This is a genomic window from Sphingomonas caeni (assembly GCF_026013415.1).
In the GTDB taxonomy this organism is placed as follows: Bacteria; Pseudomonadota; Alphaproteobacteria; order Sphingomonadales; family Sphingomonadaceae; genus Sphingomonas; species Sphingomonas caeni.
This window is the reverse complement of the sequence record NZ_JAPDOK010000004.1, coordinates 162,999-173,540: the sequence shown is the minus strand read 5'-3', so window position 1 is coordinate 173,540 and position 10,542 is coordinate 162,999. Positions and strand designations below refer to the sequence as shown.

General features: G+C 68.3%; 9 protein-coding genes. 1 reads left to right on the top strand and 8 read right to left on the bottom strand.

What is annotated here, in order from left to right:
* Positions 1–29: 29 nt before the first annotated feature.
* Together OF829_RS12345 and OF829_RS12340 are read right to left on the bottom strand one after the other, a co-directional pair.
* Positions 30–1,133: an acyltransferase family protein gene (locus OF829_RS12345; RefSeq protein ID WP_264940364.1), complete on the bottom strand. Its 1,104-nt coding sequence runs from the start codon at positions 1,131–1,133 to the stop codon at positions 30–32.
* An 11-nt stretch (positions 1,134–1,144) separates the two neighbouring features.
* Positions 1,145–1,885 (bottom strand): GntR family transcriptional regulator, encoded by a 741-nt coding sequence (locus OF829_RS12340; protein WP_264940363.1) that lies wholly within the window; start codon positions 1,883–1,885, stop codon positions 1,145–1,147.
* Positions 1,886–1,962: 77 nt separating this feature from the next.
* Between OF829_RS12340 and OF829_RS12335 the strand changes: the two genes are divergently transcribed.
* The gene (locus OF829_RS12335) at positions 1,963–4,512 is read left to right on the top strand and encodes a family 20 glycosylhydrolase (protein ID WP_264940362.1); all 2,550 of its coding nucleotides are present in this window, start codon (positions 1,963–1,965) and stop codon (positions 4,510–4,512) included.
* Here OF829_RS12335 and OF829_RS12330 read toward each other — a convergent pair.
* The 6 genes from OF829_RS12330 to OF829_RS12305 are packed head-to-tail and all read right to left on the bottom strand — an operon-like array spanning position 4,502 to position 10,442.
* Positions 4,502–6,142: a hypothetical protein gene (locus tag OF829_RS12330; protein WP_264940361.1), complete on the bottom strand. Its 1,641-nt coding sequence runs from the start codon at positions 6,140–6,142 to the stop codon at positions 4,502–4,504. The two genes, OF829_RS12335 and OF829_RS12330, sit on opposite strands and share 11 nt — an antisense overlap.
* On the bottom strand, positions 6,139–6,681 hold the full coding sequence (locus OF829_RS12325) for an HAD family hydrolase (RefSeq protein ID WP_264940360.1): 543 nt from the start codon (positions 6,679–6,681) through the stop codon (positions 6,139–6,141). The genes OF829_RS12330 and OF829_RS12325 overlap by 4 nt, the downstream gene beginning before the upstream one ends.
* Positions 6,674–8,524, bottom strand: a complete 1,851-nt coding sequence (locus OF829_RS12320; protein ID WP_264940359.1) for a flippase-like domain-containing protein — start codon at positions 8,522–8,524, stop codon at positions 6,674–6,676. The genes OF829_RS12325 and OF829_RS12320 overlap by 8 nt, the downstream gene beginning before the upstream one ends.
* The gene (locus OF829_RS12315; protein WP_264940358.1) at positions 8,521–9,246 is read right to left on the bottom strand and encodes an NTP transferase domain-containing protein; all 726 of its coding nucleotides are present in this window, start codon (positions 9,244–9,246) and stop codon (positions 8,521–8,523) included. The genes OF829_RS12320 and OF829_RS12315 overlap by 4 nt, the downstream gene beginning before the upstream one ends.
* Positions 9,239–10,021, bottom strand: coding sequence for a glycosyltransferase family 2 protein (locus OF829_RS12310; protein ID WP_264940357.1), 783 nt, complete (start codon positions 10,019–10,021; stop codon positions 9,239–9,241). Before OF829_RS12310 ends, OF829_RS12315 begins: the two co-directional genes overlap by 8 nt.
* Positions 10,014–10,442 carry a hypothetical protein gene (locus OF829_RS12305; RefSeq protein WP_264940356.1) on the bottom strand — a complete coding sequence of 143 codons (429 nt, stop codon included), beginning with the start codon at positions 10,440–10,442 and terminating at the stop codon, positions 10,014–10,016. The genes OF829_RS12310 and OF829_RS12305 overlap by 8 nt, the downstream gene beginning before the upstream one ends.
* Positions 10,443–10,542: the final 100 nt, after the last annotated feature.

Genomic DNA, 10,542 nt, shown 5'->3' with positions numbered 1-10,542 from the left:
CAGATAGGTATTATATTGGTATTATTTGGTCAAATCCGAACGATCCATTTGCGGCGGCGGAGATAGTCCATGCAGGCCCAGATGATGGCGATGTAGATCAGCACCGGAGCGAACGAGGCCAGACCGTCGCCGAGCGATCCGCGCAGCGCCTCGAAGGGGAGAAGCATCGCCTGCCAGCCGACCATCGTGGCGGAGAGTTCGTGGAGGACATAGGCGGCGATGGCGTTGATGCCGAAAGCGGTGCCGAACAAGACGAAGGCGCGGGTGGCGCCGGCCGGGGTCCGATCGCGGTCGAGCCAGGCGTGGAGGGCGGCGAGCGCGAGCGTGGTGATCCCGCAGGTCACCAGCACGAAGGGGCTCGACCAGATGTCCTTGATCACCGGGAAAACGAAGCCCCAGGCGATGCCCAGCACGAGCATCCCGGCCCCGGCCAGCGCGAGGGTGCGGGCGGCGCCCGCGGGCCGTTTGAGCAGAACCTCGCCGATCGCCACCCCGATCAGGCCGTGCGCGATCGCGGGGAGCGTGCCGAGCAGGCCTTCGGGATCATAGCCATCGGGACCCTGCACATAAAGATGCGTGCCGAGCAGGACGCGGTCGACCGAGCCAACGAAATTATGGCCGCGCGCCCAGATATCGGTGGGCAGCCCGTCGAGCGCCGGAAGCAGGCTGAGCGGCCAATAAAGGACCAGGATCGCGGCGATGATGCCGAGACGGACGCGCGGGCCGCAGGCCAGGAACAGCAAGGCGCAGGCGCCATAGACCAGCCCGATCCGCTGGAGCACGCCGAACAGCCGCCAGTCGCCGTTCGAGAAATCGGCGAACCAGTAGAGGTTCGAGAGGAGGAAGCCGAGCAGCACCAGCCGCCCCGTCCGCGCAAGGATCGCGCCCGAGGGTTTGGCACCGCTCCCCGCCATCGCCAGCGGGATCGCGGCCCCCATCATCATCAGGAAGCCGGGAAAGACGGTATCTGCGATCGTCAGCCCCTCCCAATGAGCATGGAGCAGCAGTGGGAAGACCTCGGCCTTGGCGCCATATTTCATCCCCGCCATCGAATTGACGAGGATCATCCCCACCACGGTGAGCCCGCGCAGCACGTCGAGCGAAACCAGTCTCGGCCTGACGGTGTCGGTCATGGCTTCCCCCTTCAGCGGCTGTCGAGTTCGGCGACGAGTTCATAGGCGTCGCCGCGATAATAGCTCAGCGTATGTTCGGCGGCGCGCCCGTCGGCGAGGAAGCCGCGGCGTTCGAAGAACAGCCCCGCATCGCCCGGCGCGACCCCCAGCATCGCCGCCTGCTCGGCGGTGAAATTGACCGCGCGCAGCCGCTGGAGCACGCGCGCCGGCATATGCCCCGACGCCGCGAGCGCCTCGTAGAGCGACGCGCCGACCGCGTCCTCGGACGCAAGCGAATAGCCGGGGATCGTCGCATATTCGATCGCCATCGGCAGATCGTCGCCATAGCGGATGCGGTGGAAGCGATAGACCTGGCTGCCTGGCGACAGGCCGAGCGACAGCGCTTCCTCGGGCGTCACCGGCCCCTTGCTGCGGCTGACCCAAACGCTGTGCGGCCGCCGGCCGCGCGCGATCATATCCTCGGAGAAGGAGGTGAGCCGAGAGAATTGCTTCTCGACGCGCGGGGCGGTGACGAAGGTGCCTGCGCCCTGGCGCCGCGCGAGCAGCCCCTCCTCGACCAGCGCATCGACCGCCTTGCGCACGGTGATGCGCGAGATCCCGAACAGCTCGGCAAGATCGCGCTCGTTCGGGATCGCCGCGTCGGGCTGGACGACGCGCTTCTCGATCGCCCGGCGCAGCCCCTTTTGCAGCTGGAGATAGAGCGGCGTCGGATCGCTCTTGCGCAGGGGGCCGATGCTGACGATCAATGACACGCGGCGCAGTCCTCCCGATTGCGGAATGATGTTATATTGGTATTGTCGCGTCAATCGGGGTTCGGGAGAGGACGACGATGAAATTTCTGCGGATCTGGGTGCTGCCCCCCCTGCTGACGCTGGCGCTCGCCGCATCCAATCCTCGTTCCGCACCGAGCCAGGCCGAGTTCGACGCACTCGCGAAGGGCATCGGCGTGCGCTACGAGATCGTCGACAACCGCCCGGCGGTCCATCCGGCGGGGGCCGACGGGACCTTCCTCACCACACTCAGCTTCACCATGCCCGCACACGTCCCCGCGGGCCTGACGCGCGATGATTTCGCGATCTATTTCAGCTTCGTGAACCGGCTGCCGCTCGTCGAGAGCGATGTGTTCCAACACCGGTGGATCAATGGCGATCTCAACCGGCTGACGCTCAAGCCCGGCGCGGTGCTCGAACCCGGCAAGACCTATACGCTCAGGCTGTGGGGCGCGGGGGTTCATCACTCGATCGCGTTCGTGATGCCCAATCTCTATATCGCGGGGAGCGGGGTCGAGGCGCGGGTGATCGCGGCGACGCGGCCGGTGATCAATCCCGAGACGGGGCTGGAGACCCTCCCCTTCGTCGCGCCGATGACCGACGAAGCGAAGCTGGCAGCGAGCGGCGCGGACGACAAGACCGTGTGGCAGACGCCCGAGCGGGCGTTCGAGGCGTTCGCCGCGCGCGGGCCCGCGACGAGCCCCGAAATCGCAATCCTGCCGACGCCGATGGAGGCCAGGCTGCTGCCTGGCAAACCGCTCGACCTGCGCAAGGGCGTGGCGCTGACGCTAAAGGGCGTCACGCGCGCACGGCTGGCGCCCGCGCTCGATGGTCTGGGGGTGGCGCTGACCGGCACGATCCCGTTGGAGATCGAGGTCGATCCCGGCGCGTGGATGACCGCCGAGGGCTATACGATCAACAGCGGCACCGGCGGGATCGTGGTCCGGGCGCCCGATGCCGCGGGCGCCGGTTATGCGCTCCGCGCACTGGCGCAGCAGATCGCATTCGAGCGGGGCCGGCTGCGGCCGATGACGGTCAAGGACGCGCCGCGCTACGGCTTTCGCGGGCTGCACCTCGATCTGGCGCGCAACTTCCACTCCAAGGCCGAGATCCTCAAGCTGATCGAGGCGATGGCGATGTATCGCTTCAACAAGCTCCACCTCCATCTGGCAGACGACGAAGGCTGGCGGCTGCAGATCAAGGCGCTGCCCGAGCTGACCGAAATGGGATCGAAGCGCTGCCACGATCCTTCGGAAACGCGCTGCCTGATGCCCCAGTTGGGCGCGGGGCCCGAGGGAACGGGCGCGGGCAACGGCTATCTCTCCCAAGCCGATTATATCGAGATCGTCCGCGCCGCCGCCGCGCGCGATATCGAGGTGATCCCCTCGCTCGACATGCCGGGCCATTCGCGCGCGGCGATCCGATCGATGGAGGCGCGCTACCGGCGGCTGGCAGCGCGGGGGAAGACCGCCGAGGCAGAGGCCTATCGGCTGGTCGAACCCGGCGATGCGACCCGATATCACAGCATCCAGAACTATACCGACAATACGCTCAACGTGTGCATCGATCAGACCTATCGCTTCCTCGACACCGCGGTGGGCGAGATCGCGGCGATGCACCAAGCGGCGGGGCAGCCGCTCAAGGTCTTCCATATCGGTGCGGACGAGACGGCGGGGGCATGGGGCGATTCGCCGGCGTGCAAGCCGCTGATGGCCTCGACGGGGCGGCCGGCCAAGGCGCTGGGGGGCTATTTCATCGAGCGTGTGGCCGGGATGCTGGCGGGCAAGGGCATCAGGGTCGCGGGATGGAGCGACGGCCTCGGCCATACCGATCCGGCGAAGATGCCCGCAGGCGTGCAGACCAATATCTGGGGCACGCTCTTCTGGGGCGGGGTGACCGAGGCGCACCATCAGGCCAATCTGGGCTGGGACGTGGTGCTCTCGATCCCCGATATCGGCTATCTCGACATGCCCTATGTCCCGCACCCCTATGAGCGCGGCTATGACTGGGCGTCGCGCGGCGTCGATACGATCCAGGTCTTCGGCTTCATGACGGGCAACCTGCCCGCCAATGGCGCTCTGATCCGCGATACCTTCGCGCGCGGACAGACGATCGGCGACAAGGAGCCGCTGGCGGCGGGGCGCGGGATCAAGGGGATACAGGCGCAGCTGTGGAGCGAGACGGTGCGGACCGATGCGGGGGTGGATTACATGCTGTTCCCGCGGCTGATCGCTTTCGCCGAACGGGCCTGGCACAAGCCGGACTGGGAGCCGGCCTATGTTGCCGGGCAAAGCTATGCGTTCGGCGACAAGCGCGTGGATCGCCAGGCTGTGCTGGCCGATTGGCGCAGCTTTGCGGGGCGAATGCCGGTGCAGTTCGGGCTGCTCGACCGGCTGGGCGTGGCCTATCGGGTGACGCCGCCGGGCGCGCGGATCGCCGCGGGCAAGCTCGAGGCCAATGCGGAATATCCGGGGATGGCGATCGAGTATCGCAGCGCCGGCGGCAAGTGGCAGCGCTATCGCGGACCGGTGGCGGTGCGCGGGGCGGTGGCGCTGCGGACGCGGTCGGCGGATGGCAGGCGGGCGAGCCGGATAGTGGTCATTTCGTGAAATCGGTGCGGGGCCGGGTTGCCTGCCGGGCGGCCTGCACCGTGTGATATCTGCCCGGCGGGGCGGTGCGCCCCTCCTCGCGGTGATCCTCGCCCAGGCGGGTGAGGATTTCCGGGGTGGCGGGGATCGCCGCGAACGTGGCGTCGCGGGGGCGGGTCATGCGGGGCGCGGTTTCGGGGTGGAGCAGGCGCGCGGCGCGGCCCGAATCGGTGACGAGGATCGCCTTGGCCCCGGCAGCGCGGAGGCAAGGCAGCGCGAGTTCGGCCAGCCTTGGGGTGTAGAGCGCGCCGGCGTTGGGCAGGAAGGTCTGGTGCGGGCTGAGCTGCAGGATCGTGCGGCCGTCCTTGCTCATCGACTGGCCGATGGCGGCGCAGGCGGGGATCTGCGGGCCGGCGCGATAGCCCTGTTCGACGAGACGGAGATGGAGATAGCGGTCCTCGTCCCAATAGTCGGTGACGATGATCGGCGTGCCGTCGGCGATGAGCCGGTCCAGCAGCGCGAAATTGCCGCGAACGCGGGCTTGCCAATCCCACCAGAGGGGGATGGCGGTGACCCGGCCGATCACCGCGCGGGGGCCGTCGGCCGGATAGACGATCGCGGGCGGGGCGATCAGGATCGCGAGCATTGCCGCGGCGATGATGGCCGGGGGGACGCGGCGGCCTTCCTTCCAGTCGGCGATCAGCTTGAGCGCGCCGCGCGCCGCAATTGCCGCGAGGAAGGGGGTCAGCGGCAGGAGCTGGCGCACCTCCCAGAGTTTCCCCGCCAGCGCGAGGTTCATGAAAAGGGGGATGCCTAGCAGCAGTGCCAGCCGTTTCCAGTCGCGGAGGCTCGCCTCGGCAACCAGGCCGAAGAGATAGAGGACCAGAGCGGGCAGGCCGAGGAACAGCAGCAGCGACTGGAACTGGCGCTGGAAGTCGCCGGGACGGTCCCACAGGTCGACCGCGACCGCGCCGATCCTGAGTGCGTCGAGCGGCGACGCGCCGACAATGGCATAGATGATCCAGAGGGTGGCGATCGCGGAGCCTGCGGCGATGGCGGTAGCGAGGATAGCCTGGCGGAGCGGCTGGCGCTCCCAGGCGATCAGGAAGATCGCGGGGGCGACGAGGATGAGATCGGTGCGGACCGCGATGGCGAGGCCGATCAGCACGCCGGTGGCGATTGTCGCGAGTGCCGTTTGCCGGTCGCAGAAGAGGGCGAGCGCGGCAATCAGCAGGCCGGCGGCTGGCACATTGTCGTTGAAGAAGAAATGGCTCTCGGCGATGCCCGGGATCAGCAACAGGACCGCGGCGGCGAGCAGCCAGGGGGCCCCGGTCCAGTAGCGGACGAGGCGGGCGGAGCCGCCCACGAGCAGCAGGCCTCCCGCCGCCATCAGCAGGCGCATCGCCGCTTCGCCGGTGAGGCCGAGCTTGACCAGCCCGGCGATACCGAGGACCGCGCCAAGCTTGGTGAGGCCGAGATATTCGGCGTTGAGCGGCTGCGAGGGGAAGAAATCGGCGAGCGTGCCCTGGGCCAGATGCACCCCGAGCGCGACGATCGAGGCGCTGAAGCCCTCGACATGGACCGGATGGAGCGCCGGGGACCAGAGCCACGCCGCCAGCGCCGCGAGCGCGAGCCAGGCGGCGAGCTTCATAGCGCGATCCTCACCACCGCGATGCCCGCGCGGCGGGCGCTTTCGGCGCCGGGGTCGCTGTCCTCGAAGGCGAGGCATTGAAGCGGTTGGAGGCCGAGGCGGGCTGCGGCAAGGCGATAGGCATCAGGCGCGGGTTTGGGTTCTGCGACATCGTCGCCGGTGATGACGACTTCGAAGAAGCCTGAAAGGCCATGGGCGGCCAGGACGGCTTCGGTGCCGCTGCGCGAAGCACTGGTGACGAGCCCCAGGCGAAGGCGTGAGGCCCGGGCGAGATCGACCAGAGGCTGGTTGAGCCGCGAGGCGCCGAGCAAGCCCGGATAGAGGGCGCGTTTGCGCTCCGCGATCGCGGCGTGGCCCTCGGGGATCAGCAGCGGGAGGAACTGGGTCCAGCGGCGGCCGGTGGCGACGGCATCAAATTGCTCGCGGCCGATCGTGACGCCCGCCTCGGCGAGCGCCGCGGCATAGGCGCGGTAATTGGCTTCCGCTGTATCGACGAGGGTGCCGTCGAGATCGAAGAGCAAAGCGGCCAGTTCAGCCATGTTCGGCCTCGAACCGGCGCAGCAGCAACGAGGCGCAGGCGAAGAAGGACAAAGCGCGACCGGGCTGGTTGCGGATCTTGTAGGGGATCAGGCGGAGATAGTTGACGATCTCGTGCAGCTGGATCTCGCGCAAGGTCGCCGCGTCGAACCGCCCGGCGAGCAGGCCAAGGTAATGGGCATGGAGTTCGGCATAGACGCTCGATTGCGCGAGCATCAGCGTGACCGCGTCGTCCGAGATCCGCGCGGGGGCGCCGCGATTGAGCGTCTCATAGCCGAGATGGAGCGACTGCATCAGCTTGGCCCAGTCGATCAGCGGGCTGTTGAAGCGGTTCGCGGGATTGGGATCGATCAGATACCAGCCGGGCGCGCGATCGCAGATGATGATATTCTCGAAGGTCAGGTCGCCATGGATGGCGGCGGTGCCGGTCCGTGTGAATTGCTTCAGGAGCCAATCCTGGTCGAGCAGCGGCGCCCATTCGGCCATCGCGAAGGGCTGGCCGTTGATCGCATAGCGTTCGGGGAGCTGGAGGCGCGCGAAATCGAGCGCGGCGCGGGCGTTGGCGACGATCTTCTCGTCGACATAGCGGGCGAGCGCCTCGGGCGCGCAAGGGCCGGCGGCGCTGACTTCGTGATGCGCGGCGACGCCGGTCACGACCGCCTCGAGGAGTTCGGCGCAGTGCGCGGACGGGGCGGTGTGGGCGACTTCGTACAGGTCCCGCGCGCCCGCGAAATAAGGCATGTCGTAGCGAAAGCGGCGTTCGTCACCGCTGCGATCGACAATCTCGGCAAGGGGAAGATCGCCAGCATGGGCGTCGAGCCATTCGGCCTGCTCGATCAGCTTGGCGGCCGCGGGGCCGGTCGCGAATTTGCGGATGCCGAAGCGCTGCTCGATCTCGACCACCGCGGTGATCGCGTCGGAACCGCCGGGCAGGATGCGGTGGACGATCGCCTCGCCCAACCCGTGCAGCCCGAAGGTTGCGACCAGCGGATCGGCGTCGGTGAAGTGCGCGCGCAGCATCGCGCCATAATCGCCGCGATTGATAAAGGCGTTGCGCAGGCTCGGATCGGCGGAGGAGACCAGCGGCAGGCCAAGGCGGCGGACGCGCGCGACCGAGCGCTCGACCCCGCGCCAATCGGTCGCGAGGCCGAGCACGAGGATCAGCAAGGCAGCGAGGCTGGTGAACAGGATGATCGCGCTGCCCATCTCGCGCGAGCGGTCGAGCAGCGAGCGCAGGGGACTGTCGACCATCGCCGTGACGACCTCGGCGAGGGGATAGCCGCTGGCCCGGGCGAAGGCGGCATAGGCGGCGAGATAGGCGGCCCACATGGCGAGGGTGAGCGCGAGGTAGCGGGGCCGGACGAGGGTCGTGCTGGCGACGAGCTTGACCATGGACCAGGCGAAATCGGCGATCGTCGTGCGGATACGCTCGTTGAAGATCGAGGCGGCCCACCACAAGGCTCGCCGGGCAGGCTTGCAGAGGCGGAGCGCCCAGGCGGTGGCGATGATGGCGACGATGCCGGCGGCGAGGATCAGGATCGTCGGCAGGTCCGCCAGCCCAAACAGGCTGAGCGCTGCGAAGACCAGGACCAGATCGGACAGCCGCTCGGCAAGGACCGTCGCGAGGACGCGGCCGATGCCGAGATTGGCGCGCACCGCGACATAGAGGCCGCGCGCCAGCTCGCCGAGGCGGAAGGGCAGCACGGCGTTGATGACATAGGCAATGCTGAGCCCGACCATCAGCTGGATGGTGCGCGGGCGCTCGTCGGCGGCGAACAGGTTCGCCTGGCGCATCGCGCGGATGAAGTGGGCGACCAGGAGCGCGGCAAGGGCGAGCGCCATCATGCCGGGCCCCACAGCGTCCGGAGTTTGGCGGGATCGAGCGCGGCGAGCTCCTCTGGGGTGCCGAAGGAGAGATGCTGCGCGAGCGGCTGGAAGGCGATGCGCTCGCCCGCGGCGCAGAGTGGGTTGAACATGCCGCTGACGAACAGTTCCTCATAGGGGCAGTCGCGGCGATAGGCGGTCAGCGCTTCGGCGAAGGTCGCTTTGTCGGCGAAGAAATAGCAGCCGGCGATGGCATAAGGACTGACGACCTGCTTCTCGACCGTGCCGGTGACGCGGTCGCCCTCGAGGCGGACATAGGAATAGGCCGGGCTGGTCGAAGAGAAGCCGAAAAGTGCTCCGGCCGCACCTTCCATCGATGGGAGGGCTTCGGCGCGGAAGGCGTGATCGCAATCGTTGATCGCGAACGGACCGTCCTGCGCGAGTTCGGCCACCCCGATCGCGGCGGTTTCGGCAGCACCGGCGGTGGGCGCGTCGATCGCGACGATGCGGGCGTGTGGGTAATGGCGGAGGATCGCCGCGTCGATGGCGTGCGCCTCGATATGCTCGCGGAGGACGACGAACAGCAGTTCGCGAAGCGCCGTGCGGCGGCGCACACTTTCGGCGGCCCACCAGAAGAAGGGCTTGCCCGCCAGCTCGATCAGCGGCTTGGGCGTCGGCACGCCGTCCCTCGCGAAGCGGGTGCCGCGGCCGGCCATCGGCATGATGAGCGCGAGATCAGCCATGGATCACGTCGAAGTCATAGGCCGCGACCGGCCGGTCGCGGTGATCGGCCTCGCGGAAAGTCTTGCGGTCGGTGGCGAATGCCCAGGCGATGGCGAGGGTGCGGAACGACTGCGAGACCAGCCGGACGTTCGAGACCTGATCGTCCTCGCGCCAGCTGATCGGGAAGAATTTCAGGTCGCGGCCAGCATCGACCATCCGCAGCAGCAGGTAGACGTTGAAGCGCAGGTCGTCCGAGGCGCGGACGATGCCCGGGTCTTCGAACACGGTGCGCGCGAAAAGGTTGAGGCCCGAGCCGAGATCGGTGACGCGGCGCCCGCTCACGACCGAGAAGATCAGGTTGAACACGCGGTTGCCGAGCGTGCGCACCGCCGAATAGCCCTGCAGCCGCGCGCCCGGCGCGAAGCGCGCGCCGAGCAGCGCGTCGTGGCGAAGATGCTCGCCCGCCGCGATCAGCGGGAGCAGGTCGGCAAGCGATCCCTGGTCGTCGCCGTGCAGCACCGCGACATGGGTATAGCCTTGGCGCAGCGCATGAGCGAAGGCGGCCTTGTGCGATCCGCCGAGATGATGGTTGGCGCGGTTCCGGGCGATGGTGACGCGGGCGGAGAGGGTTGCGGCGGCCTCGATGGCGCGTTCGACGGTGCCGTCGCTGCTGCCATTATCGAGGACGAGCACGTCGAACAGCCCGGGATCGACCTCGCGCAGCTGGGCGAGCACACGCCCGATCTGCGGCGCGCAATTGTAGCAGGGGATGAAGAGCAGGATGCGGTCAGCCATCACTGCGGCCCAGCGGCACCCGCGCGACCGCGCGCGAGACGAGGAAGTTGCACAGCAATTGCGGCGGGGTGACGAGGCATTTGGCGACGAAGGCGGCGGCGACGCCCGGCCCAGTGAAGGTCGCGGCGAGGGCAGTGAGCGGAGCCATCGCCCAGGAAGCGGCGAAGATCAGCGCGGCGGTGTAGATCAGGTAGAAGCCGAGGCGGAATTGGAGGCCGTGCGACGCGCCCGAATGGATGCGGCGGTGCGAGACCAGATAGACGAGCGTCGCTGCACAGGAGGCGCTGAACAGGTTGGCGATCTGCGGCGCCACGCCGGCGAGCCCGACCAGCGCGAGCAGCAGCCCCGCATCGAGCAGCCAGCCGCCGCCCGAAAGCGCCGCAAATCGCGCAAAATCCCGGGAAATAACTTCCCTTGGCACAAGCATCCGCCTTCCCGTCCGCGCCCGCGCGGCGCCCGGGAAGACAGAGCCAGCTTATGGTAAATTTTGGGTGAAGGTTGGGGCGGATCGCCCGTAATGA

What these genes read in the sequence shown, in the direction of transcription:
- OF829_RS12310 (WP_264940357.1), bottom strand. Translation starts at nt 10,021, where the DNA reads ATGGCTGACCGCATCCTGCTCTTCATCCCCTGCTACAATTGCGCGCCG.
- OF829_RS12330 (WP_264940361.1), bottom strand. Translation starts at nt 6,142, where the DNA reads ATGAAGCTCGCCGCCTGGCTCGCGCTCGCGGCGCTGGCGGCGTGGCTC.
- OF829_RS12315 (WP_264940358.1), bottom strand. Translation starts at nt 9,246, where the DNA reads ATGGCTGATCTCGCGCTCATCATGCCGATGGCCGGCCGCGGCACCCGC.
- OF829_RS12325 (WP_264940360.1), bottom strand. Translation starts at nt 6,681, where the DNA reads ATGGCTGAACTGGCCGCTTTGCTCTTCGATCTCGACGGCACCCTCGTC.
- OF829_RS12320 (WP_264940359.1), bottom strand. Translation starts at nt 8,524, where the DNA reads ATGATGGCGCTCGCCCTTGCCGCGCTCCTGGTCGCCCACTTCATCCGC.
- OF829_RS12335 (WP_264940362.1), top strand. Translation starts at nt 1,963, where the DNA reads ATGAAATTTCTGCGGATCTGGGTGCTGCCCCCCCTGCTGACGCTGGCG.
- OF829_RS12345 (WP_264940364.1), bottom strand. Translation starts at nt 1,133, where the DNA reads ATGACCGACACCGTCAGGCCGAGACTGGTTTCGCTCGACGTGCTGCGC.